The organism is Halobellus rarus (assembly GCF_024494595.1).
GTDB classification, from domain to species: domain Archaea; phylum Halobacteriota; class Halobacteria; order Halobacteriales; family Haloferacaceae; genus Haloquadratum; species Haloquadratum rarum.
Genome location: NZ_JANHDI010000012.1, coordinates 39,512 through 64,089 on the forward strand (window position 1 = coordinate 39,512; position 24,578 = coordinate 64,089).

Annotated in this window: 22 protein-coding genes; 8 read left to right on the forward strand and 14 right to left on the reverse strand. The window is 67.2% G+C overall.

Annotation, left to right across the window (positions count from 1 at the left end):
* Positions 1–10 precede the first annotated feature (10 nt).
* From NO876_RS14205 to NO876_RS14240, 8 genes are all read right to left on the reverse strand, one after another.
* A complete protein-coding gene (locus NO876_RS14205; protein ID WP_103992160.1) occupies positions 11–472 on the reverse strand; it encodes a NuoI/complex I 23 kDa subunit family protein in 462 nt (153 codons plus the stop codon).
* A complete protein-coding gene (locus NO876_RS14210; RefSeq protein WP_256422324.1) occupies positions 469–1,527 on the reverse strand; it encodes a complex I subunit 1/NuoH family protein in 1,059 nt (352 codons plus the stop codon). The genes NO876_RS14205 and NO876_RS14210 overlap by 4 nt, the downstream gene beginning before the upstream one ends.
* Positions 1,527–3,197, reverse strand: coding sequence for an NADH-quinone oxidoreductase subunit D (locus tag NO876_RS14215; RefSeq protein ID WP_256422325.1), 1,671 nt, complete (start codon positions 3,195–3,197; stop codon positions 1,527–1,529). The genes NO876_RS14210 and NO876_RS14215 overlap by 1 nt, the downstream gene beginning before the upstream one ends.
* Positions 3,194–3,904 (reverse strand): NADH-quinone oxidoreductase subunit B, encoded by a 711-nt coding sequence (locus NO876_RS14220; RefSeq protein ID WP_256422326.1) that lies wholly within the window; start codon positions 3,902–3,904, stop codon positions 3,194–3,196. Before NO876_RS14220 ends, NO876_RS14215 begins: the two co-directional genes overlap by 4 nt.
* The gene (locus tag NO876_RS14225; RefSeq protein WP_256422327.1) at positions 3,901–4,314 is read right to left on the reverse strand and encodes an NADH-quinone oxidoreductase subunit A; all 414 of its coding nucleotides are present in this window, start codon (positions 4,312–4,314) and stop codon (positions 3,901–3,903) included. Before NO876_RS14225 ends, NO876_RS14220 begins: the two co-directional genes overlap by 4 nt.
* A gap of 93 nt (positions 4,315–4,407) precedes the next feature.
* On the reverse strand, positions 4,408–5,058 hold the full coding sequence (purE, locus tag NO876_RS14230) for a 5-(carboxyamino)imidazole ribonucleotide mutase (protein ID WP_256422328.1): 651 nt from the start codon (positions 5,056–5,058) through the stop codon (positions 4,408–4,410).
* A gap of 40 nt (positions 5,059–5,098) precedes the next feature.
* Positions 5,099–6,259 (reverse strand): 5-(carboxyamino)imidazole ribonucleotide synthase, encoded by a 1,161-nt coding sequence (locus NO876_RS14235; protein WP_256422329.1) that lies wholly within the window; start codon positions 6,257–6,259, stop codon positions 5,099–5,101.
* Between the two features lie 146 nt (positions 6,260–6,405).
* Positions 6,406–8,385, reverse strand: coding sequence for a flippase activity-associated protein Agl23 (locus tag NO876_RS14240; RefSeq protein WP_256422330.1), 1,980 nt, complete (start codon positions 8,383–8,385; stop codon positions 6,406–6,408).
* A 187-nt stretch (positions 8,386–8,572) separates the two neighbouring features.
* Here NO876_RS14240 and ribH point away from each other — a divergent pair, with 187 nt between their 5' ends.
* Together ribH and NO876_RS14250 are read left to right on the forward strand one after the other, a co-directional pair.
* Positions 8,573–8,977, forward strand: coding sequence for a 6,7-dimethyl-8-ribityllumazine synthase (gene ribH / locus NO876_RS14245; protein ID WP_256422331.1), 405 nt, complete (start codon positions 8,573–8,575; stop codon positions 8,975–8,977).
* Positions 8,974–10,122, forward strand: a complete 1,149-nt coding sequence (locus NO876_RS14250) for a pyridoxal phosphate-dependent aminotransferase (protein WP_256422332.1) — start codon at positions 8,974–8,976, stop codon at positions 10,120–10,122. The genes ribH and NO876_RS14250 overlap by 4 nt, the downstream gene beginning before the upstream one ends.
* A 120-nt stretch (positions 10,123–10,242) precedes the next feature.
* Here the strand turns inward: NO876_RS14250 and thiD are convergent, their stop codons facing one another.
* The 4 genes from thiD to NO876_RS14270 all read right to left on the reverse strand — a co-directional run bounded on the left by thiD (position 10,243) and on the right by NO876_RS14270 (position 14,861).
* Positions 10,243–11,589 carry a bifunctional hydroxymethylpyrimidine kinase/phosphomethylpyrimidine kinase gene (gene thiD, locus NO876_RS14255; RefSeq protein WP_256422333.1) on the reverse strand — a complete coding sequence of 449 codons (1,347 nt, stop codon included), beginning with the start codon at positions 11,587–11,589 and terminating at the stop codon, positions 10,243–10,245.
* Between the two features lie 3 nt (positions 11,590–11,592).
* On the reverse strand, positions 11,593–12,276 hold the full coding sequence (gene tenA, locus NO876_RS14260) for a thiaminase II (protein WP_256422334.1): 684 nt from the start codon (positions 12,274–12,276) through the stop codon (positions 11,593–11,595).
* Between the two features lie 215 nt (positions 12,277–12,491).
* Entirely contained in the window at positions 12,492–14,174 is a 1,683-nt protein-coding gene (locus tag NO876_RS14265) for an aldehyde ferredoxin oxidoreductase family protein (protein WP_256422335.1), read from the reverse strand.
* Positions 14,175–14,228: 54 nt separating this feature from the next.
* Entirely contained in the window at positions 14,229–14,861 is a 633-nt protein-coding gene (locus tag NO876_RS14270; protein WP_345780768.1) for a cyclase family protein, read from the reverse strand.
* A 154-nt stretch (positions 14,862–15,015) separates the two neighbouring features.
* Between NO876_RS14270 and NO876_RS14275 the strand changes: the two genes are divergently transcribed.
* Complete coding sequence (locus NO876_RS14275) at positions 15,016–16,524, forward strand: sodium:solute symporter family transporter (RefSeq protein WP_256422337.1); 1,509 nt, start codon at positions 15,016–15,018, stop codon at positions 16,522–16,524.
* Positions 16,521–16,751: a hypothetical protein gene (locus NO876_RS14280; RefSeq protein ID WP_256422338.1), complete on the forward strand. Its 231-nt coding sequence runs from the start codon at positions 16,521–16,523 to the stop codon at positions 16,749–16,751. Before NO876_RS14275 ends, NO876_RS14280 begins: the two co-directional genes overlap by 4 nt.
* A 62-nt stretch (positions 16,752–16,813) precedes the next feature.
* Here NO876_RS14280 and NO876_RS14285 read toward each other — a convergent pair whose 3' ends face one another.
* Positions 16,814–17,776: an NrpR regulatory domain-containing protein gene (locus tag NO876_RS14285; protein ID WP_256422339.1), complete on the reverse strand. Its 963-nt coding sequence runs from the start codon at positions 17,774–17,776 to the stop codon at positions 16,814–16,816.
* Between the two features lie 228 nt (positions 17,777–18,004).
* Between NO876_RS14285 and NO876_RS14290 the strand changes: the two genes are divergently transcribed.
* From NO876_RS14290 to rbcL, 4 genes are all read left to right on the forward strand, one after another.
* Complete coding sequence (locus NO876_RS14290; protein WP_256422340.1) at positions 18,005–19,336, forward strand: aspartate aminotransferase family protein; 1,332 nt, start codon at positions 18,005–18,007, stop codon at positions 19,334–19,336.
* Positions 19,337–19,346: 10 nt separating this feature from the next.
* Positions 19,347–20,351 carry an agmatinase family protein gene (locus tag NO876_RS14295; protein WP_390277763.1) on the forward strand — a complete coding sequence of 335 codons (1,005 nt, stop codon included), beginning with the start codon at positions 19,347–19,349 and terminating at the stop codon, positions 20,349–20,351.
* Between the two features lie 62 nt (positions 20,352–20,413).
* Positions 20,414–22,450 (forward strand): DEAD/DEAH box helicase, encoded by a 2,037-nt coding sequence (locus NO876_RS14300; protein WP_256422342.1) that lies wholly within the window; start codon positions 20,414–20,416, stop codon positions 22,448–22,450.
* An 81-nt stretch (positions 22,451–22,531) separates the two neighbouring features.
* Complete coding sequence (gene rbcL, locus NO876_RS14305) at positions 22,532–23,818, forward strand: type III ribulose-bisphosphate carboxylase (protein WP_256422343.1); 1,287 nt, start codon at positions 22,532–22,534, stop codon at positions 23,816–23,818.
* Positions 23,819–23,895: 77 nt separating this feature from the next.
* On the opposite strand, the gene NO876_RS14310 is transcribed toward rbcL, so the two are convergent.
* On the reverse strand, positions 23,896–24,504 hold the full coding sequence (locus NO876_RS14310; RefSeq protein WP_256422344.1) for a DUF2238 domain-containing protein: 609 nt from the start codon (positions 24,502–24,504) through the stop codon (positions 23,896–23,898).
* Between the last annotated feature and the right edge of the window lie 74 nt (positions 24,505–24,578).

Genomic DNA, 24,578 nt, shown 5'->3' on the forward strand with positions numbered 1-24,578 from the left:
GGGAATCACCTCACTGGTAGTCCACCTCGCCCTCTCCCTCGCCGATCCACGCGTCGCGGTCGGGCTCTCTGGAGTTGAGCGGGTCGATGTCCTTGTACCACGGAACGTTCTTCAGTTGCTCTTTGTTGTACACGAAGTCGTCCTTCGTGTCGGCGGTGAACTCGAAGTTCTGCGTGAGCAGGATGGCGTCGACGGGGCAGACCTCCTCGCAGAGCCGACAGTAGATGCACTGTCCGATGTGGAGGTTGTACTGCTCGCCGTTGCGCTGGTCGTCCTGGACGATCTGGATCGTGTCGTTCGGACAGACGTTCTCGCACTGTCGACACCAGATGCAGCGCTCCTGGCTGAACTTGTGGACCCCGCGGAACCGCGGGCTCACCTCGGGTGCGACGTCCGGATACTCGACCGTGAACGTCTCCCCGTCCAGTGCGTGTTTCATCGTCGTCGCCATCGATTTGAGTACGCCGATCATGCTATCACTCCCACGATTACGGCCGTGAGCACCAGGTTCGCGAAGGAGAGCACGAGCATCCCCTTCCAGCCGACGTCGAGGAACTGATCGACGCGGAGGCGGGGGATCGCGGAACGCGCCCACTGGGTGAACAGGTAGAACCCCCAGATCTTGATCAGGAACCACACGAAGCCCGGTAGGAACGGTCCGGCCGGGCCGCCGAGGAACAGCGTCGCCGCCAGCGCGCCGCCGAGGAAGATGTGGATGAACTCACCGAGATAGATGAGGACGAAATACACCGAGGAGTACTCCGTCTGATAGCCGGCGACGATCTCCGTCGGTGCCTCGGGGACGTCGAAGGGGTTCCGCCCGACCTCCGCGAGGTTCGCGATCACGAACAGCACGAACGCGAACGGGTTGACGAACGCGAACCACTGCGGGATCGTGACGCCCGCGATCGAGAGCAGCGGCTCGGTCTGCTGGGCGACGATCTCGCTCATCTGCAGCGTCCCGGTGAAGATGATCACCGACGCCGCGGTGACGATCAGCGGGATCTCGTAGGCGATGTTCGAGGCGATCGCCCGGAGGCCACCGAGCAGCGAGTACTTGTTGTTCGACGCGTAGCCCATCATCACGAGCCCGAGCGAGGCGATCGAGGACGCCGCGAAGGCGAACACCGCGCCCGTCTCGGGATCGGCCAGGTGAATCCCGTTGCCCATCGGGATCACCGCGAAGCCGAGCAGCGCCGAGAAGGGAACGAGAAGCGGGCCGAGGTCGTAGGCCGGGCGGTCGACGCCCTCCGGGATCACGAGCTCCTTCGAGAGCAGCCGGACGGCGTCGGTGACGATGGTGAGCAGTCCGAACGGCCCGATCCGGTTCACTGCGATGCGGTCGGTGAAGGCCGCGGTGATCTTCCGCTTGGCCCACGGGCCGGCGATGGCCGTCTGGACGAGCAGCAGGTTCGCGATCAGGAACGCGCCGAGCAGGCCGCCGACGATCTGCCCGACCGTTCCGGAGAGACCGAGCAGGCCGGCGATCCGCTCGGGCAGGAGCACCTGTGACTGCAGCGGCACCATCACCGATCCACCTCTCCGAGCACGATGTCGAGGCTACCGAGCGAGGCGACCATGTCCGGGATGTACTCGCCGGTGGACATCTCCGGCAGCGTCTGGAGGTTCGAGAAGCACGGGCTCCGGATCTTGAAGCGGCCGGGCTTTTCGGTCCCGTCCGCGCGGATGTAGATGCCGAGCTCGCCCTTCGCGGCCTCGACGGCGCGGTAGATCTCCGTGTCGTCGTCCGGGCGGAGCGTCCGCGGCACGTTCGCCTGGATGTTCCGCTCGTCCTCGGGCCAGTCTTCGAGCAGGTCGAGACACTGCTCGATGATCTTCGCGGACTCCTCGACCTCGCGGAGGCGGACGAGCAGGCGACTGAAGTTGTCGCAGCCGTCCTCCGTGATGACGTCCCACTCGAGTTCGTCGTAGTAGCCGTAGGGGTCGTCCCGGCGGAGGTCGTAGTCGATGCCGGACCCGCGCGCGACGGGCCCCGTCGCGCCGTAGGACTTCGCGACCTCCGGCGGGAGCACGCCCGTGTCGATCGTCCGCGCCTGCAGGATCTCGTTGGAGGTGATGAGGTCGTGGTACTCCTCGACGGCCTGCGGAAGCTCGTCGAGGTAGTCCCGGATCATCTCGAAGAAGTCCTCGCGCGGTTCGGGGAGGTCCCAGACCACGCCGCCCAGGCGGAAGTAGTTGAACATCATCCGCTGGCCGGTGAGCTCTTCGAGGACGCTCTGGACCTTCTCTCGGTCCCGCATCGCGTACATGAAGATCGCGGTGAAGTCGCCGTAGACGTCCAGTGCGAACGTCCCGACCGCGAGCATGTGCGAGGCGATGCGACAGAACTCCGCGCCCATCGTCCTGATTATCTGCGCGTACTCGGGGACCTCGATGTCGTTGAGGTCCTCCGCCGCGCGCGCGTACGCCCACTCGTTCAGCAGTCCGGAGGAGGCGTAGTCCCAGCGGTCGGGGTACGGCATAATCTGGTGGCGGTACGTCTTCGTCTGACACATCTGCTCCTCGCAGCGGTGGAGGTAGCCGATGTCGGGATCGACGTCCGCGACCTGCTCGCCGTCGAGCACCGTCTTGACGTGGAGGACCCCGTGTGTCGCGGGGTGGTGCGGCCCGATGTTGACGTACATCGTGTCGCCCTCCTCCTCGCGGTGGTCGTCGGCGAGGGGGTTCTCCCACTCTTTGAGCGTGACGATCTGCGGCCGGTCCTGATCGTAGTTCTGCGAGAGCGGGTGCCCCTGCCACGTGTCGGGCAGGAGGATCCGTCGCAGGTCCGGGTGATCGTCGTAGTCGATGCCGATCAGGTCGTAGGCCTCCCGCTCGTGCCAATCGGCCGTCCGGAACACCGGTTCGGCCGACTCGCTGACGGGGTCGTCCTTCGTCGTCGGGACGATGACGCTCGCCTCTCGCTGTCGGTCGTCGAAGCTCGTGAGGTGGTAGATCGACTCGTAGCGGTCCTCACGCTCCTCGGCGGTGACACACGAGAGGTGGTCGAAGCCGGCCTCGTCGCGGAGGCGACGCAGCGTCTCCTGAACCGTGTCCGGTCGGATGACGAATCCGGGCGCGTTGACGTGTTCTTCGCGGTCGACGACGAGGTCACCGAGCAGTTCGGCGATCTCGTCGCCCGTCGTCGGCAGGACCTCGACAGCGCCGTCTTCGGGGGTCGGTTCTTCGAGGCTCATGGCGAATCAGCCCAGTTGTACCGCATCACCAGATCGTCCTCGTCGATCTGGTCGGCCAGTTTCTCGACGATCTCGTCGCGTTCGAGGTCGTTGAACTGTTCGAGTTCGTACGGCTTGACCGTCACCGGACTCGACTCGCCCTCGGCGATCCGCTGTTGCAACTTCGCGACGCCGTAGATGAGCGCCTCGGGGCGCGGGGGACAGCCGGGGACGTGGATGTCCACGGGGATGACCTCCTCCGCGCCCTTGATGACGTTGTAGCCCTCCTGGAACGGCCCCCCTGATATCGTACAGGAGCCCATCCCGACGACGAACTTCGGCTCGGGCATCTGGTCGTAGACGCGCTTCATCCGCGGGGCGAACTTCGAGACGATCGTTCCCGGGACGATGATGACGTCGGCCTGCCGCGGCGACGCGCGGGGGACCCCGGCCGCGAACCGGTCGAGGTCGTGCTTCACCGAGTACGTGTGCATCATCTCGATGCTGCAGCAGGCGATCCCGAACTGCAGCATGAACATGGAGGAGCCGCGGACCCAGTTCATGAACTGGTCGAACTTGGTGAGGATGAACGGCGAGGAGCCGAACGCCTCCCGGAGTTTCGAGTTGAATCGGTTGTCCGCGCCGCCGCCCGTCATCCGGGCGTCTCGCGTGTCGGTCTGTACCTGCGTGTCGTCCGTGACGAATGGTGTGTCTCGTTCGCTGCTCATGCGTTTCTCTCCGTCTTCCGGCGGTTCGCCAGCGGGCTTTTGACCCATCTGACTGCGCCGTTGCGCCACGCCCAGACCAGTCCGACGACGAGGATGCCGACGAATGCGAGCATCGGCAGCAACACCGTCGAGAGGGCGACACCCTGGTCCAGTGCGGACCGGTAGATGACGGCCCACGGGAAGATGAGAACGGTTTCGACGTCGAACACGACGAACAGCAGCGCGACCATGTAGTACTGTATGTTGAACTGGACGCGCGCCGTGCCGGTCGGTACCTCACCGCTCTCGTAGGTGGCGCGTTTGCCTTGTTCGGGTACCGACGGGCGTAGCATCGCCGAGACCGCCATCATCCCCAGTGGGATTCCGACGGCGACGAGCCCGAGGGCCCCGATTGCGATCCATTCACTCATTCCGTAGTCTCCCTGACGTTCGATGGGTTAGAAGCGCCCCCCCATAAGCGTTGATTTATACCGCGGCTGCGCCCGCGGCGTGCGAGGCCGCTGTCAGTCGTCGTTTCGGCTCTCGACGTACCTATCGACCCCGAGATCGTGGAGGTCGCGGGAGTCGCGGGCGACCCCGCCGACGAGCCCCTCGTGGTACTCGACCAGGCGCTCGCGCAGTTCGTCGTGTTCGCGCGAGAGAATCTGTGCGGCCGAGAGCGCGGCGTTGAACGACTTGCCGGCGTCGACGGCGACGATCGGCGCGCCGGTCGGCATCCCGATCACCGAGTCGACGGACTTCTCCTGAACGGGGACGCCCACGACCGGGATCGGGTACGCGATGGAGGCGGTCATGTTCGGCAGGTCGGCTGACTTCCCGCCCGCGCCCGCGATCACGACGTCGAGGCCGCGGGCCGCGGCGGTCTCGCCGTAGGCGTACATCAGCTCGGGCGTCCGATGCGCGGAGACGACGTACGTCTCGTAGGTGAAGCGCGCGTCGGGCGCGTCGTGGAAGTCGGTCTGCTCGGCGAACCCGAGTTCCGCGAGCGCGTCGTGCGCGCCGGACATCACCTCGAGGTCCGAGTCCGACCCCATAATGATCCCGACGTCGGGCGTCGACTCGGGGTCGACGCCGGCGTCGGCCTCGGCGCGGAGTCGATCGATCAGGTCCTGTACGGTCACGTCGGCGTCGTCGTCTGGCGTGTAGTCTGTCATCGTCGGTAATCCGGTGTCGATCGTTGGTGCGTCCCGTCTCTCACTCGAACGTCAGCGCGTCCCGCACGTCCCTCGCGTGCGCGAGGAGGTCTCTCGGGACGTGGTCGTCCCCCGCGCCGTTTCCGGTCACCGTGAGGTGACCCATCTTCCGGAGCGGGCGGACCTCCTCTTTGCCGTACCAGTGCAGGGAGGCGTCCTCGTCGCCGAGGACGGCCTCGGCGTTTCCGAGTCGGGCGGGTCGAGGCTCGTCGACGGTACCGAGGACGTTCGCCATCACGGTCGGACAGCGCAGGCGGGTCGATCCCAGCGGCCACCCGAGGACGGCGCGGACGTGCTGTTCGAACTGGGAGGTGCGCGCGCCCTCGATCGTCCAGTGCCCGGAGTTGTGCGGGCGCGGCGCGATCTCGTTGACCGAGATGGATCCATCAGCGGTCTCGAACAGTTCGATCCCGAACACGCCGCGTCCCGACAGCGTGTCGAGGACGTCGCGGGCGACTCCTTCGGCGCGTGAAAGCACCTCGTCGGTCGTCCGCGCGGGCAGGATCGTCTCCCGAAGGATCTCTTCCTCGTGGACGTTCTCGCCGGCGGGGAACGTGCGGATCTCTCCCTCGCCTTGGACGGCGATCACGGAGAGTTCGCGTTCGAAATCGACGAACGTCTCGGCCATCGCGGGGCCGCCGACGGCCGCCATCGCCTCTTCGGCGTCGTCGGGGTCCGTCACCGGAACGTTGCCGCGGCCGTCGTAGCCGCCGGTGCGGGCCTTCAGCATCACGGAACCGAACTCGTCGAGCGCCGCCCGGAGGTCGTCGGCGTCGTCGACCCGGCGGAACGGCGGAACCGGAACGCCCGCCTCGTCGAGCGCGCGCTTCTGGACGAGTTTGTCCTCGATCATCGAGAGCGTCTCCGGCGCGGGGTTCACCGAGAGGTCGAACGCCGCGGCGACGTCGTCCAGCAGTTCGGCGTCTGCGAGTTCGATCTCGAACGTCAGCGCGTCGACGCGGGCGGCGAGTTCGCGGAACGCATCGGGATCGTCGAAGTCGCCGACGATCTGGTCGCGGGCGACCGGCGAGGCGGGACACTCGGGCGTGGGATCGAGGACGACCACTTCGACGCCGAGGGGAGCGGCCGCCTCGGCGAGCATCCGGCCGAGTTGGCCGCCGCCGACGACGCCGAGCGTGGGTCCGGGTACGGTGACGGTCACGGGCGACGGTACTGGAGGATAGTGAATAAAGTTTGCCGAACGGAACGGGAAGTGTACACGGACGTGGTTATTCTCCGGAACGGTTCGGACCGATTCACGTCGTCCGTGCTTGCCACCGGCAATGCCTCACGCCGACTGCGAATGCCTCACGCCGACTGCGGCTGCTCGTTCTCAGCGGACGTCTCGGACACCTCCCCCGGAGCGACGCGCTCCAGTTGCTCGTTCTCGACGAAGACCACGACCCCGTCGTTCCAGAGGCGGAACTTGTGCTCGAAGGCGGTGTAGCCCGTCAGCTGCCGGGAGACCGCGTTGCGGTCGTAGTCCTTCGCGATCACGACCGGCGGCGCGTCCGCGAGCGCCTCGTCGAGGTCGGCGTCGGGGGCCGAACTGGTCACGTTCGCGTCGTATCGTTCGAGGTACCACGGCAGCGGCAGTCGGTCGTGCCACGCGGGGCCGCCCGGCGGCGCGGTCGACAGCGACGACTCGTTTCTGACGTAGAACACCTCGCCGTCGCTGCCGGGGGGTCGCGTGCCGACGAAGAGGACGTCCGCGCCGTCCTCGTTCGCGGCCGACACCTCGCCGACGACCTCGATCGTCGGCTTCAGGGAGTTCTCGGGCTGGGCCCACTGGAGCACCTGTTTGTCGGCCTCGTCGGTCGAGTTGAAGTACGCCGCGTTCGCGGCGAGCGCGCCGCTCAGGGCCGCGAGCACGACGAGCGCCGCGAGACCGACGCTCACGGCGTCGCGGGCGGCGAGCGCCTCGCGCGCGGAGTCGACGACGAATCCGACGCCGACCGCGGCCGGAACGGCCAGCGGGACGACGACGTGGATCGCGGCCCAGGGGGCCTGGATGTCGGTCGCGATCGGGTAGCCGAACAGCGACGCGATCGCCCAGTAGGTCGCGAACGTGACGATCTCGCGCGGCCCGTCGCCGGCGAACCCGTAGCGGTCGACCGCGACGCCGACGAGCCCGAAGGCGATGACCGCCGGCGCGCCGTAGACGAGCGTCTCCGCGAGGTCCAGGAGGTAGGGCAGGTACGGGTGGTCCTGGTGGCTCCCGCCGCCCCAGGTTTCGAACAGTTTCTCGGCCGCGCCGACGGTCCCGGCGTCCACGACGCCCGGGAGTTGCGCGGGGTTCGCGAGCGCGCCCCAGAGTTCCGGCCGCGGCGCGTAGAAGAACACGGTGACGACGAGAAAGAGCGCGGCGCTCCCGAGTGCGGTTCCGAAGAGGCGAGCCAGCGACGCCTGCGCCGACGAGCCGTGGCCGAGCAACCGGTTCCGGATCGACGCCCACCACCCGCCGAATACCGCGCGGGCGGACTCGCCGCGGGCCCGCGCCCCGAGCAGCCGGTGGTCCGCGAGCAGCGCGCCCGCTCCCAGGAAGCAGAGGACGTAGAGCAGCGCGTTCGCCTTCGTCGTGAACGCGAGCGCCAGGGACGCGGTCGCGGGGAACGCGTAGCGGAGTCGCCCGGCGTCGAAGCCGCGGACGACGAACCCGAGGGCGACCACCGAGAAGGCGGCGACGAGGACGTCGTTGCGCATAAACCGCGAGTAGTAGACGACGAGCGGGTTCAGCGCGAGCACCGCGGCGAGCGCTATCAGTTCGGTGTCGCGGAGTCGCTCCCGGAAGAGCCACGCCGCCAGCGGGAACAGGCCGCCGACGAGCGCGACGGGAAACCGCGCCGCGAAGTCCGAAACGGGCACCAGGGCGAACAGCCAGTCGTTGACGATGGGGAGGAAGGGCCCGTGGACGATCGGTCGATACGTGTGCACGCCGGTCTCGTGGTACCGGAGGATCCAGTAGCCCACGCGCCCCTCGTCCCAGTGGAAGATCCGACCGCCGAGGGCGACGAGGCGGAGGGCGAGTGCGACGACGGTGAACGCGACGATGCCGACGAGGGCACGGCGGTCCGAGAGCCATCCGGCGACGCGCCCGTCCGACGCCGTCCCGGCCGCGCGGCCGTTCGGAACTCCCTCGGGGGCGTCGTCGCGAGCGGTGCGCTCGCTCGGCTCTTCGGGACTGTTCCGATCGTCTGTGCCGCTGGATGGCGGGTCCGTGGGAGGGTCGGACGCACCGTCGGGGTCGGGGGCCCCGTCCGTCTCGTACGGGCCCTCGTCAGGGCTCATTGCTCGTGTGTGTCCACCAGGCGGTTACAACTCTTGTGTTTGCCGACGCGTGCGCTCGGTCGCGGTCGATCACCAGTCGGTTCCCACGTCCGGTAACCTGACAGACACGTTGTGGTCGGGGGTCGGACCGACCGCCCCCCGGCGGCGTGCCGATACCTCTTTGACGTCGCCGGCGGACCGCTTCGGTATGGTAACGCTCGGACTAGTGGTGGCCGAGTTCAACGCGTCGGTCACCGAAGGGATGGCGTCGGCCGCGCGGGAGGCCGCCGCCGAACGGGACGTCGAGATCACAGCTGAACTGCCGGTCCCCGGCGCGTACGACTCGCCGCTGGCGGCGGATCGGCTCGCGCGACGGGACGACGTCGACGCCGTCGCCGTCGTCGGCGCGATCGTCACCGGCGACACGGACCACGACCGCGTCATCGCCGACGCGACGGCGAAGTCGCTCACCGAGGTGAGCCTCGACCGCGACGTCCCGGTGACGTTCGGCGTCTCCGGCCCGGGCCAGAGCGGGGCCGAGGCGAGAGAGCGCATCGACAAAGGTGCGGAAGCGGTAAACGCCGCGGTCGATATGGTGGAGACGTTGGCATGAGTTTCGACTTCGCAGCCCGCGTCGAACGGGTGGAACCGAGCGCGACGCTGGCAATCAGCAACAAGGCGAGCGAACTGGAGGCGGAGGGCGTCGACGTCGTCGACCTCTCGGTCGGCGAACCCGACTTCCCGACGCCGGAGAACATCGTCGCGGCCGGGCAGGACGCGATGGACGCCGGACACACCGGCTACACGTCCTCGAACGGTATCAAAGAACTTCGGGAGGCCATCGCCGCGAAGCTCCGCGACGACGGCATCGACGCCGCGAGCGACGAGGTGATCGTCACGCCCGGCGGCAAGCAGGCGCTCTACGAGACGTTCCAGACGCTCATCGACGACGGAGATGAAGTCGTCCTCCTCGACCCCGCGTGGGTCTCCTACGAGGCGATGGCGAAGCTCTCGGGCGGTTCGCTGAACCGCGTCGACCTCGCCCCGTACGACTTCCAGCTCGAACCCGCCCTCGACGACCTCTCAAATACCATCTCCGACGACACGGAACTGCTCGTCGTCAACTCGCCGTCGAACCCGACGGGCGCGGTGTACTCCGACGAAGCATTGGAAGGCGTCCGCGACCTAGCCGTCGAGCACGACGTCACCGTCATCTCCGACGAGATCTACCAGCAGATCACCTACGGCGTCGACCCGACCAGCCTCGCGACGCTCGATGGGATGAGCGAGAGAACAGTCACGATCAACGGCTTCTCGAAGGCGTACTCGATGACGGGCTGGCGGCTCGGCTACCTCCACGCGCCCGAGTCGCTGATCTCCCAGGCCGCGAAGCTGCACTCCCACTCGGTCTCCTGCGCCGTGAACTTCGTCCAGCACGCCGGCCTCGAAGCGATCGAGAACACCGACGACGCAGTGGTGGAGATGCGCGACGCGTTCCGCGAGCGCCGCGATATGCTCGCGGACCTCTTCGCCGAGCACGGCGTCGACGTCCCCGTCGGCGACGGCGCGTTCTATATGATGCTGCCCGTCGACGACGACGACCAGGAGTGGTGCGCCGGCGCGATCGAGGACGCCCACGTCGCGACCGTCCCCGGATCGGCGTTCGGTTCGCCCGGCTACGCGCGGATCTCCTACGCGGCCAGCGAGGAGCGACTCCGCGAGGCGGTCGATCGGCTCGCCGAGCACGGCTACATCTGATCGGTGTCCGCGATCGGACCCGGTCCTCCGTCATCGACGACCCGGTGCGGACGGTGAACCGCTCCCGTAGGGCCTCACGGGAGGATTCGGGTGGTATCGCCGACGTCGGAGGACCGCGGCTCAGACCGCGTCGTCCAGTTCCAAGAGACGGTCCCGCAGTTCCGCCGGCGAATCGGCGAACAGTCGACACATCGCTTCCTTCCCCACCGCACCGCGGTCGTAGATCGCGTCGGGGACCGTCTCGCGGCCGGCCATCGCCCGCTCGACCGTCCAGGCCATCGTCCCGCCCGCCCGCGCTTCGGTCGGGTCGGCGTCGGGTTCGGCCGCGCGGTCCACCTCGACGGCGTCCAGTTGTCCATCGGCGGCCGCGGCGACGGCGTCGTCGAGTCGGACGTTGGCCGCGGCGATAACGGACGGATCGTGGTCCCGGGCGGCGAGCAAGAGCCGGGCGACGTGGCTGGACGCGCCCAACCGGGGGCAGCCTGCGGGGGTGACGCCGTCGCCGGTCCGGTGGAGCCGCCCCTCGACGGCGGCCACCTCGTCGGTATCCGTCGCGTACGGTGTCGCGACGGCGACGTTCAAGCCCACCTCGGGAACGAGCGCGGAGACGTCGCGGTGCCGGAGCGCGTTGACCACGTTCCGTACCGCTTCCAGCGCGTCGTAGCGGGCGGCGTCGTTTCGGATCCCCGCCGCGTGGTGGACAGGCCCGGCTCCCTCGCCGACGTCGAGGCCGTACCGGACCCCCCGGTCGACGAGCGCCTCGGCGCGGTCGACGGCGGCGTGCAAGTCCTCGCCCGAGGCGAGGCCCGCGGCGACGGCCGAAGAGAGCGTACACCCGCTCCCGTGGGTGTTGTCGGTGTCGAACCGGCGTTTCCGGAACGTCCGCGTCTCACCGTCGGCGTACAGGACGTCGACGAGTCCGTCGTCGTTCAGGTGCCCGCCCGTCACGAGGACGGCGTCGGGTCCGTCCGCGGCGATCCGCTCGGCGACCGATCGCATCTCCCTTTCGTTTCCGACGTCCGCTCCGACCAGGACTTCCGCCTCCGGGAGGTTCGGCGTGACGAGCGTCGCTCGCGGAAGCAGTTCGGTCTGGAGCGTTTCCTCGGCCTCCGGTGCGAGCAGTCGGTCCCCGCTCTGGGCGACCATCACGGGATCGACGACGAGCGGCAAGTCGTAGTCGGCGAGGCAGTCGGCGACCGTCTCGATGATGGGAGCAGAGCTGAGCATCCCCGTCTTCGCCGCACCGACGTCGAAGTCCTCGGCGACGGCGCGGATCTGCGCTTCGATCACGTCCGTTTCGACGTCGTCGATGGCCTCGACGCCCCGCGTGTTCTGCGCGGTGACGCTGGTCACGGCGCTGGTGCCGAAGACGCCCATCGCCGCCATCGTCTTCAGATCGGCCTGGACGCCGGCACCGCCGCCGCTGTCCGAGCCGGCGATCGTGAGCGCGACGTCGCGCTCGGTCATCCCTCAGACCACCTCCGCGCTCGCACGCTCGTGCGGCCACCGCTCCTCCGTGTAGGCCATCTCCCAGAAGGCGTATTCGAGTTCGGCGCTCCGACGGAAAGCGGTCTCCATCTCGTCGCGTAACGATGGATGCTCGGCCGCGCAGTGATCGACCAACCCCCGCATCCAGGCGACGGAGTCGCGGAACGACTCGCTCGTGTACTCCTCGACGAACGGGGTATAGCGGTGCTCGCCGTCGCCGAGTTCGGCCATATGCTCGGCCACGTCGAGATAGCCCTGACCGCAGGGGTAGACGGCCGCCGCACCCACCGGGAGGGGTCTTTCCCGGGCCGACCGGAGCAGATAATCCGTGTACGCCTCGCAGGTCGGGGCCTTCCGGACGGTTTTCAAATCGCCCGGAGTGAGCCCGTAGTCGCCGGCGAACGACCGGTGGAGGTCCATCTCCTCGTCGACGATGGCGTTGGCCACCTCGAAACAGTGACCCATCGTCGTCTCGGCGGTCGCCTTCGTTCCGAGGAGCGCGAACGTCCGCGCGTAGTCCAGCAGGTAGCGGTAGTCCTGTTCGAGCCAGGTGCGGAACGCCGCCTCGTCGAGGTTCCCGTCGGCCAGTTCGCGGACGAACGGGTGGCGCTTCTGTGCGTCCCAGAGGTCTTCGCCGACGTCGAGGAGGTGGTCGCTGAAACCCATATTCGTCCGAAACACACGAGCCAGACCAGATATAACTAACGAATACCACTAAGTTGTTTCCGCGGTGATCGCCTATACGGCTCTGGGACTGGGTGACCCTCCAGGCGCTCGTCGCGAACGGGACGATGTACCCCGAGACCGTTGGTCTACAGCGACGACCCTCGATCGAGCGAAAATGAGAGAGCGAGTCCCGGCTCTCAGGAGTCTCGACGTCGTCAGTCCGCGGCAGTGGACGCTGCCCCTCCTCCGACGTCCGGGACGACGCCGTTTTCCGTCCACCCGCGGGTCTCGTAGTAGTCGTCGAGCGCCGCCGCGAAGCCTTCTATCTCGTAGGGGAGCCGGTCGTCCGCCCGATCGAACCCACGCTGGTTGTTGAAGTGCCGCTCCAGTTCGACGGTCCGAGAGCCGACGTCCAGGAGCGCGTCGTAGTCCGCGTCGAACAGCGCCTCGAACCGATCCGGCGTCATAAAGTCGCGCGAGAACCGGCAGACGACCCCGCAGTCCTCCAGCGCCCGGGTGTTCTCCAGTTCCACGAGTTTCTCGGCCTTCGCCGTGTCGAGGCCGTCGGGATCGAACGCGTCCTGACGCGGGACGAGCGGGTACTCGTAGGCGTAAAAGGTGGCGTACATGTGATCCGCACCGCGGTTGGCCGTCGCGAAGGAGAGGCCCTGACCGTTGAGTCCACGGCCGTCGTGGGCGGGGAACTCCAGTCCCTTGACGGTCCAGTTTTCGATCCCGAGTTCCTCGTGGGCGCGATCGATCCCCTCCGCGAGCGTGTCGCCGACGCCCTCCCGATGGGCGATCCTCTCGACGGTCTCGCGGACGAGGTCGGCGTCCCCGAAGGCGTCCTGGCTGGCCAGGTAGCCGGCGACGGTGTCGCCGCAGGAGATCACGTCCATCCCGAGGCGGTCGCACAGTTCGTTCGAGCGCATCACGTCGACGATGTCGTCGATGCCGCAGTTGCTGCCGAAGGACATCACCGTCTCGAACTCCGGCCCCTCCGTCTCGACGCCCGAGGCCTCGTCGCGGGTCGGGAGTTTGCAGGCGAAGGCGCACTGCGAACAGGTCCCCTTCTTGTACTTCTTCTCCTCGACGCGGTCGCCGTTGATGCCCTCGACACCCTCGAAGGACTGCTCGGCGAAGTAATAGGAGGGCAGCGCGTCGGCTTCGTTCGCGAGGTCGGTGACCGACGTCGTTCCCTGCCGCTTCATAATGTGGTCGTCGGTGGCGGCCTCTCGATGGACATCCATCTGGACCGACGGGATCTCGACGCCCGAGTCGGCGCCGCCCTCGAAGGTGAGGAGTTTGACGTTCTTCGCCCCCAGCACCGCGCCGAGGCCGCCGCGACCGAAGGCGCGCGACTCGCTGGTCATAATCGACGCGAACCGGACCCGGTTCTCCCCGGCGGGACCGATACAGGCCGTGTGTTCCGCTTCGAGTCCGTGCTCGTCGGCGGCGTACGCGACGACCTCGGGGACTTCCGCCCCCTCCAGTTCCGGAACCGCCTCGAACTCGACGCCGTCCTCGCGGACGTGGACGGCCAGGAGTTCGTCGCTCTCGCCGGTCACCTCCACGGCGGCGTGACCCGTCCCGACGAAGTTCCGCGAGAGGAACCCGCCGGCGTTCGACGAGAAGAGCCCGTCGGTCAACGGGGAGACGCCCGTGCAGTTCATCCGACCGGTGAACGACATCCGCGACGCCTGCATCGGCCCGGTCGTGAAGAACAGGCTGTTCTCCGGACCGAACGGGTCGGCGTCGAACGGGATTCGGTCGTGCGCGAGCGCCGTCGCGACCCCGCGACCCCCGATGTACTCGGAGAGCGTCTCCTCGATCGGTTCGGTCGCGGTCTCCCGTGCACCCACGTCGATCGTTCGCAGCGGTCCCTGCGTGTGCAGCATACGAAGTTCCACTCGGGGCTCGGTAATAAAATGGTGGCATAGATATGCCGGTGTTCAGACGGCACCGACGGCCCTGACGGGAGCGCCGTCACCACGGAGCGCCAGGGGATAGGCTCGGAGTTCGAACCGGTCCTCGACCGCGTCGAGCCCGGTGAGATTCTCTAGGACGAGACAGTCGGCTTCGAGTAGCGCGTGGTGGGCGGCGAACCCGTCCGGTTCGTCGCTGTCGGCCGCCGGCGTCGGCGTCGGATCGGGGTTCAGCGTGTCGGAGGCGACGGCCAGCCCTTGGTCGGCACATCGCCGCGCGGCCGCCGGTGAGAGGTACGGATGGTCGAGATATCGGTCGGACCCCCAGTGGGCGTCCCAGTCGGTCCAGAAGACCAGACACTCCGCATCCGCTGTGGGAACGCGCTCTGCGGGGACCGGTTCACGCGCGCCGAGATCACGGCAGTCGACGCGGACCGCGTCGAAGACGAACCGGTCGAGCGGGTACTCATCGAGCGTCTTTCCGTCCGGAATGACGTGTGATGGCGCATCGATATGTGTGCCCGTGTGACTGCCCAGTTCGACCGCTGAGACGCGGTATCCGTCGTCTTCGTGCGACGCGTGGTCGTGTACTGCCACGTCCGGATCGCCGGGATACGTCTGCATCCCCGTCGTGATCGGATGAGTCAAATCGACGTGCATTCCAGTGGTCGTTCGTCTCACGGGTACGTAAGCCATGCTACTTTCCACCACAATTTTTATTAGGTTCGTCTCACTCTGCTTCTCTTGATATGGTAATTCATTACCACCATCGACGACGAACGAGCAATCGGCTCGCGGATCGAGGTGATCGGACGTGGTAACGCAACTTACGGGGGCGGGCCTGCTCGTCGCCTGGGGGGGTGCAATGATCGCTCTGAGCTACTACATTTACCGGCGACAGTCGGTGAACGACACTGAGGAGTTCATCACCGCGGGCGGCCGGGCTCAGGTCGGCCTGACCACCGCCTCGTTCGCAGTGACGTGGATGTGGGCGGGCGATATTCTCGGCGTGCCGCAATACGTCGGAATCACCGGCGTTGCAGGCACTTGGATGTACGCCGCCCCCGCCGTGCTCTCCTCGTTCGTGGTCATCCCCTTCGCGCTTCGGATGCGCAAACTGTTCCCGCAGGGACTGACGTACAGCGAATACTTCATCGAGCGATTCGGGAATTTGGCGCATCTCGTCGTGATCTTCGTGATCCTGTACACGATGGTTCTCGGCGGGGTGATCCAGCTGTTCGTCGGTGGGACGGTCATCGGTGGATTGACCGGAATCGATCCCAACATCGTGATGGCAGTTCTGATGGGCGTCATCGGAGTGTACATCCTGCTCGGCGGCCTCTGGGGGTCGATGACGACCGACTTCGTCCAGTTCGTCAGCGCGCTCGTGTTGACCTTGGTCTTCGTCCCGCTGTTGCTGCTTGAGACGGGTGGACCGGGGCAGGTGTACGAACAGATGGTCGCGAACCTCGGGTCGCAGGCCTCGTCGTTCCTCTCGATGGCGAATTTTAACGCCATCGAAGACCTGTTCCTCCCCTACGCGCTCGGGCTGGGCGTGTGGGGTGTCGTCTCGCTCGCGACCTGGCAGCGCGTGTTCGCGGTCCGCCGCGACAAGACGTCGCGGTTCCTCACGATCGGCGGAATCGGCGTATTCACCACCATCGCGATGTACTCCGTCATCGGATTCGTCGGCCTCGCGGCGTTCACTGACGTCGCACCGGGCAACCTCTCGATCGAAGCGCTCGGCCTGATGCCCGACTGGGCGGCGATCCTGTTCCTCCTAGTGGCGCTTATGGTCCTGGGGTCGTCCGTCGACTCGTATCTGACGGCTATCGCCAGTCTCACCTCGCGCGACATCTACTACCGCCACCTCAATACTGGGGCATCGGACGATCAGCAACTCCGGGTCGCTCGCGGCGCTTCGATCGGATTCGCGATCGTCATCTTCGTCGCGACGGTGTTCGCACTGGGATCGATCAGCTTCGTTCAACTCCTACTCATCGGTGGGATCGGCGCGTCGGCGCTGGTCGGACCGTTCGCGCTCTCGCTGTTCTGGAAGAAGGCTTCTCAGGCCGGGTTCGTCACCGGCGTGGTCGTCTCACAAATCGTCACGGCCTACCTGCTCGCGGCGAGCTACGGTATTGTCGTCAGCACGCCGGCGCTCAAACTATGGGAAATTATGGCCGTCGGACACTTAGTGTCGACGGGACTCACCGCGATCCTCAGTGCGGCGTCACCGGACGACTTCCACTTCGAGTCGATCGCTCAAGAGGGGTCAGAGGTCGTTGCCGACGGCGGCGTCAAGGGAGGTGACAACAAATGATGAGTCAAGGCCTCTTTACGGGAATGATCGTGCTGTTCTGGCTGGCGGAAGCGCTCTTCGGAGCGCTCGTCGTATACTGGTTCCTCACCCAGGGGTTCGACAGCGACGCCGACACGGCCAGGGACGGACCGGTCGAACTGGAGGACAGATCGGAAACGTTGCGATCGCTGGGGATGTGGGCCGTCTTCTTCGCTGTGATCATCCTCGGGATCATCGTCGGAGCGTAGTCGCGCTCCCCACCCTGGCCCACCACAGTTAGACGTCCTCGCCGCGCGCCGGCCTTCCCAAGCTACAGTCGTTCGCGAAGCGTATGGGCCGATTCGAACGCGCTCCGTGGTCGCAGTCCGTCCAGGGAGTTCCACTCCACGAGCAGGTCGTGCTCGTGTAACAACGCGAAGGCCATCTCACCGACCCCGCCGTAGGTGAGTGAGGCGAACTCCCACCCGGTCGATCCTGCGGGAACCTGACCGCCCTCACGGGGGCGGTGGAAGTCCAAGACGCCCCCGAGTTGGCCCTGTGTCGCCGCCGAGAGGTCCCGCGCCTCGTCGAAACGAGTTAGCGGGAACTCCCGATTGTCGACGATCAGGACACCTTCCCGACCGTTCAGGATCGCGTCGACGTCTGTCCGTCCGGCCTCAACGAGCAGGCGAACGACATCCATCGTCGACCCCTCCCCGCTTATCGCGTCGATGTATCGATTGACCGCTCCGTCGTACTCGACGAGTCCGGCCGTGACGAGTCGAGCGTTGATGCCGCGCGAGAGGAGAACACCGTCGAGCGTGATGCTCGATGGAACCGCGAGTTCGATCTCTGCGCCGTCCTCGACCACTGAAACAGGGACTGGTCCGACTGTCGACTCGTGGAGCCCAGTCAGCAGGTCGAACGTTTCCGCTGTCCGATCTTTCGGAACTCGCCCGGTCGCGGCGACCACCTCGCCGCTGTCTTCCACAGGGTCGTAGGTCACCTCGCTGGTTAGGGTGGCGATCCGTTCCCGGATCTGTTCGAGTCGTCCGTTGACGTCCCCGCGTTCGAGTTCCTCGCGACCCTCGGGCGTCAGTCGACGTCCCTTTCCCGTCACTTTCTCGGTCAGATTCTCCTCGTCGAGCTCGGCGAGCATCAGCCGAATCGTCCGGTCCTTGATGGTGTATCCCCGCTGCTGCATCAGATCGACCAGCCGGATGCTCCCGATCGGTTCGTTATCGTCGATCAGGCGGAGCAGATCATGCCGCCGCCTCTCTCCCCCGGTGGCCATTGCTTACCCGGAACCACGACAGGGACAAATAAAAAGCCTCCACAACGGGAGCCGGTAAGTGGAAATATATTACCGGGTACTTTTCCCATCGAGTTCTCCAAGTTGAACGGAGCCAGACTCCGATATAGTTCGACTAGCTGTCCCGTCGGTGTCGTTATTCCGACCTCAAGATTTTTCATTACATCGTTCGAAAACCCAGTAACGGTGGAATAATAGTTCCGCATAAATATGTCAGGGAAAATAGACCACGAGTTGACGAACGAAGACATCGAAGCACAGTACGACGAGTATCTGATGCCCATCTGGAAGAACCTCAACGTCCCAGTCAAGCGTGCGTCCGGGAGTACGGTCGAGGACTTCGAGGGCAACGAATACCTCGACGTGTTCTCGGGGATCTCAGTGACCAACGCGGGCCACAACAACGAGGCCGTCGTCGAGGCGGCCAAAGAGCAACTCGACGAGTTCGTCCACGGGTGTACGTACGTCCATCCGAATCAGCCGGCCGCGGCGCTCGCCGAGCGACTCGCCGAGGTCACGCCCGGTGATCTCCAGAAGACCTTCTTCTGTAACTCCGGTACCGAGGCGGTCGAGGGTGCGATCAAACTCGCACGGAAGTACACCGGCTCGAAGGAAGTCCTGGCGCTGGAGATGTCGTTCCACGGTCGGACTCTCGGATCACTGTCGCTGACGGGCAACAAATCCTACAAGGCGGATATGGCCCCGACGATCAACGACGTCGCACACGTCGCCCCGCCGTACGCCTACCGCTGTCAGCTGTGCGACGGTGGGCCGTGCTCGTGCGCTTGCGCCGAGGACGTCGAGCGCGTGATCAACACGCACACTTCCGACGACCTGGCGGCCGTCGTCGTCGAACCCGTGATGGGCGAGGGCGGGATCATCGTTCCGCCGGAGGGGTGGCTCTCTCGCGTGAAGGAGATCGCCCACGACCACGGCGCACTCCTCGTCGTCGACGAGGTACAGGCCGGATACGGCCGGACCGGCGAGATGTGGGCCTCGGACCACTTCGACGTTGTCCCCGACATTATGCCGCAAGCGAAGGGCATCGCAAACGGCCTCCCGCTCGGCGCGTTCACGGCCAGCGCGGAGGTCGCAGACGCCTTCGAAGCCGGCGACCACCTGTCGACGTTCGGCGGCAACCCCGTCGCGTGCGCCGCCGCGTTGGCGACGATCGACGAACTCGAGGGCGGCCTGATCGAGAACGCGAGCGAGCAGGGTGCGTGGTTGAGTGAACGGCTCACGGAACTGGAAACGGAGTACGACGTGGTCGGCGACGCGCGGGGGCTGGGGCTGATGCAGGGGATCGAACTGGTCGATCCCGACGAAACGGGGCCGATGGACGTCGCGCCCGCGCCCGACGCGAAGTTCGCGAAGGCCGTCGGAAAACACCTCCGAGAGCAGGGAATCATCATCGGTGTCGGCGGCTTCCACAAGAACGTGATGCGGTTCCAACCGCCGCTGTCTATCTCGCGCGAGCAGCTCGAACGCGCCGTCGAGGGACTCCAAACGGCCATCGAAGCGACTCGTGACGGGGGCGCGTGAGATGGACGAGATGCCAGGAAACGGCCGCGTCGCAGCGTTCCGCGAATCGAACCCCGGAAGCGCGGTCGAACTCCCCTACGCGGGATTCGATACGTTCCTGAAGCGGGAAATCGCCGACGTCGAGGACGTCGCAGGTTCCGATGCCGCCGTGCTCGGCGTCCCGTACGACGGCGCAGTGAGCAACCGACCGGGGACGCGCTACGGGCCCAGAGCCCTCCGCCGGGCCAGCGGCTGGCTGGCGTACCTCTCGGGCTACAAGGGCGGGTTGACGAACGTCCGGACCGGCCGCGAGGTCGACTTCGGCGCGCTCGACCTGGTCGATTGCGGCGACGTCCCCGTCTTCCCGATGGACCGCGAGACGACCGCCGAATCCATCTCCGCACACGTCGCGACCGTCGCCGAGCAGAGCGTGATGCCGGTCCTCCTCGGCGGCGACCACTACTGCACGTTTCCGTCGTTCAGGGGGTTCGCCGAGGGGAGCGACCACGACACCGTCGGGCTCGTCCAGATCGACGCCCACACCGATACGGTCGCCGAGAGCGCCGTTCTCGGCGAGCACTTCCACGGGTCTTCGACCCACCACATCTCGGAATCTCCGCACACCGACTACGAACACGTCTCCCAGGTGGGAATCCGCGGTTACGAGTCGCCCGGCTTCTTCGAGTTCGTCGAGGAGAGCGGGCTGTCGGTCTTCACCGTCCGCGACGTCGAGAGGGACGGAATCGGGGCGGTCGTCGAAGCGGCGATCGACGACGCCGCGGCCGACACCGACGCCGTCTACGTCACTTTCGACATCGACTCCGTTGACCCGTCGGTCGCACCCGGGACCGGGACTCCCGAACCCGGCGGACTGAGCGCGTCGCAGGCGCTGACCGTGATGGAGACGCTCGGACGACACGACTCGATCGGGGCCGTCGACCTGATGGAAGTCGCCCCGACGCTCGACCCGAGCGACAACACCGCTCGACTGGGCGCGTACCTCTTGACGACGCTGCTCGAACAGCAGTTCGCGTAGTCGGACGCATCCGCGGGGGCCCACGCGCGGGTTTTTATGTGATGACGGGCCCACTCGCAGGTGTGCACGTCAGCGACCTCCCCGTCTCCGCGGCCGTCCGCGAGCACTACCGCGCGTCGGGGATCGAAGAGTTGTACCCGCCGCAGGCCGCCGCCGTCGAGGCCGGGATCACCGAGGGGGAGAACGTCGTCGCCGCGATCCCGACGGCGTCCGGAAAGACGCTGATCGCCGAGTTGGCGATGCTGACCGCCGACGGGCCGGCGCTGTACGCCGTTCCGCTCCGCGCGCTCGCCCGCGAGAAGTACGAGTCCTTCGCCGACCTCCCGGGGGTGAGCGTCGGCATCTCGACGGGGGACTTCGACTCGCCCGACGAGGAGCTCGGCGCGGAGGACGTCGTCGTCGCGACGGCCGAGAAGGTCGACTCCGCGATCAGGAACGGGGCCTCGTGGGTCGAAGACCTCGCCTGCGTCGTCGTCGACGAGGTCCACCTGCTCGGGCGGGAGCGCCGCGGCCCGACGCTCGAAGTCACGCTCGCGACGCTGCAGCGGCGCGCGCCGGGCGTCCAGATCGTGGCGCTGTCGGCGACTGTCGACAACCCCGAGGACGTCGCGTCGTGGCTCGACGCCGAACTCGTCGAGTCGACGTGGCGGCCGGTGTCGCTGCGGACGGGGGTCTACGACGGCGACGACGTGACCTTCGACGACGGGTCGACGCTGGATGTGGACGTGAGCGACGCCGACGAGGGAGACACCGACGGAGAGCGGGATACCGAGGCGACGGCCGCGCTGGTCGAGGGGTCGATCGACTCGGGCGGGCAGTGTCTCGCGTTCGTCCGCTCGCGCCGAGAGGCGGAGTCGCTGGCGATGCGACTCGCCGAGGACGACCTCGCTCCCGACGGCGACGCGGCGGCCGACCTCGCCGCCGAAATCCGCGACGTCGACGGGACCTCGACCGGTCATCGACTGGCCGAGGCCGCCGAATCGGGGGTCGGCTTTCACCACGCCGGCCTGGTCAACGAGCACCGCGCCCTCGTCGAGTCCGCGTTCCGCGAGCGGAACCTCGGCGTCATCTGTGCGACGCCGACGCTGGCGGCGGGGGTGAACGTCCCGGCGCGGCGCGTCGTCGTCCGCGACCTCGAACGCTACACCGGCGAGGAGATGTCGAAGCTCCCGGTCCTGGAGGTGCACCAGATGTGCGGCCGCGCGGGGCGGCCGCACCTGGACCCCTACGGCGAGGCCGTCCTCGTCGGCGACGAACGCACGGCCGAGGACCTCTGGGACCGATACGTCGACGCCGGCCCCGAGGCCGTCGAGTCCCAGTTGGCCGCGCGGGAGGCCCTCCGTACCCACGTCCTCTCGGTCGTCGCCTCCGGATTCGCCGATTCGACGGCGAGTGTGCTCGACCTCCTCGACGCGACCTTCTTCGCCCACCAGTCGCCCGACGTCGACCTCTCGGGGCTGCTCGACACCGTCACGGGCGAACTCTCGGGGATGGAACTGCTCGACGTGGGCGAGGCCACCGCCGAGACCACCGACGCCGATACGGCGGCGACCGGAGACGGCTCGGACGCCCTCGCGGCGACGTCTCTCGGCGAGACAGTCTCCCGACAGTACGTCCGTCCCGAGACCGGCGCGCGTCTGATCGAGGGGATCCGAACGATCGAGGGGATGGCGGACGACGACGTCACGGCGCTGACAGCGCTGGGCGTCGTCTGCGCGACGCCGGACATGCGCGGGACGTACCTGGGGAACCGCGAGCGAGCCGACGTCTACCGGTACGCCTCGCGACACGCCGCGGCGTTCACGACTGCGCCGGAGGAGGCCGACGACTTCGAGGCGTGGCTCTGTGCGGTCAAACTGGCGCGTCTCGTCTTCGAGTGGAGCGAGGGCGCGTCGATCGAGGCGCTCGTCGACCGGTACCGCGTCGGACCCGGAGACGTCGAATCGCACGTCGAGCGGACGGTCTGGCTCCTCGGAGCCGGCGACGCCCTCGCGGCGACGCTCGACGCCGACGTCGATGTCTTCGATCGGGTTCGGCGGCGACTCGTCGACTCGGCAGACGACACTCCCGGAGACGGCGTCGACCGGCAGCCGCGGTAGCGTCCCCGGATGCGGCTCAGCGCTCGCCGGACGACCTCGGCCGCCGAACTTTATCAGCCTCGGGCGTGAATCGCGACGGGTATGGCTGGAATCACCTACGAGGACTTCCTCGACCTGTCGTTCGACCCGGCCGACTCCGATCTGGTCTGCACGTTCCGGATCGTCCCCGCCGACGGAATGGACGTCGAATCCGCGGCCTCCCGCGTCGCCTCCGAGTCGTCCAACGGGACCTGGGCGGCGCTCCCGACGGGCGAGGGGTTCACCGATATGCGGGCGATGGCGTTCGACATCGAAGCACTCGGCGGCGGTGCGGACGCAGACGGCGGCACCGACGCCGCCGAAATCAAAGTGGCCTACCCCGAGGGGCTGTTCGAGCCCGGGAGTATGCCCCAGATCCTCTCCTGTATCGCGGGAAACATTATGGGGATGAAGGCCGTCGACACGATCCGACTGGTCGACTGCGAGTGGCCCGAGGGGGTCGCGACGTCGTTCGCGGGTCCGCAGTTCGGTTCGTCGGTGCGACAGGAGGTATTCGGGGCCGACGACCGGCCGATCCTCGCGACGGTCCCGAAGCCGAAAGTGGGTCTCTCGACCGAGCGGCACGCCGAGGTCGGCTACGAGGCCTGGACCGGCGGCGTCGACCTCCTGAAGGACGACGAGAACCTCACCGACCAGGAGTTCAACCCGTTCCACGACCGCCTCGTCGAGAGCCTCGCCGAGCGCGATGCGGCCGAAGACGAGACCGGCGAGCCGAAGTCGTACCTGATCAACGTCACCGCGGGGACCAACGAGATGCTCGAACGCGTCGACCAGGTCGCCGCCGAGGGCTGCGAGTACGTGATGGTCGACGTCATCACGACCGGCTGGGCCGCGGTCCAGACGGTTCGGGAGCGCTGCGAGGAACTGGGGCTGGCGATCCACGCCCACCGCGCGATGCACGCCGCCTTCGACCGCCTGCCCCAACACGGCGTCTCGATGCGCGTGCTCGCGCAGATCTCCCGCCTCGTCGGCGTCGATCAGCTCCACACCGGGACGGCCGGGCTGGGAAAACTCGCGAACGAGGACACCGTCGGCATCAACGCGTGGCTCCGCGAGGATCTCTATGGACTCAACGACGTGCTCCCGGTCGCCTCCGGCGGTCTGCACCCCGGCCTCGTCCCGGATCTGCTGGACGCGACCGGCACGAACGTCTGCGTGCAGGCCGGCGGCGGCATCCACGGCCATCCCGACGGCACTCACGAAGGCGCGAAGGCGCTGCGCGCGGCCGTCGACGCCTACGCCGAGGACCGATCGCTGGCGTCGAAGGCCGAGGAGAGCCCCGCGCTCCGAACGGCCATCGACGAGTGGGGGACGGAGACGCCGCGGTAGGTCGGGGCGACTCGCGGCTCGCAGAGCGGTAACGCAGTGCGTCCCCGGACGCCCGCACACGGGATCTTGGGCCCGTATCAGTCGGTGTCGGCTCCAACCGGCTCGTCCTCATGCCCGGTAGCCGCCGAGCCGGACCGGACGCGACTCCGATACGCCGCCGTCGCGGTCGCGAACGCGGCCGCGCCGGTCGTGTTGAGGACGAGGTCGACGATCGTGTCTTCCACGTAAAACTCCAGGGACCAGTTGTACCAGAACGTCTTGAAGAGGAACTCGTAGATCTCGAACCCCGCGCCGATGGCGAGGACGGCCGGGACGAGCCAGAGGGGCGATCGGAGCGTCGGCCCGCGGAACGTGAAGGCCAGCAACGCCGCCACCCCGAGACCGCCCATCGCGTGGGTCATCAGGTCCCACCAGGGCATCGTGGTGTAGACGTTGTAGTAGACGCCGCCGAAGTGCAGCCCGGAGACGACGGCCGACCAGACTGCGACCGCGACCCACGCGACAGTGAGGTGATCGCCGCGGGGGAGTTCGCTGCGGAGCCGCGACCCGAGGAACTTCGGCCACGACGGAAGCGACGCTTCGGGATAGCCCGACGTGCGCATCGTCGCCCACGTCGCGACGACCGTCAGGAGGAGGGAACCGACCCCGACGACGAGTTTCGGGGAGAGGTGCGGGGGAGTCGCCATCGCTCCCGGATCGCTCCCACGTCGGTAAAACTCTTCTGTGGTGGGTCTGCGCCGCTTCGGCGTAATCCCCCGGA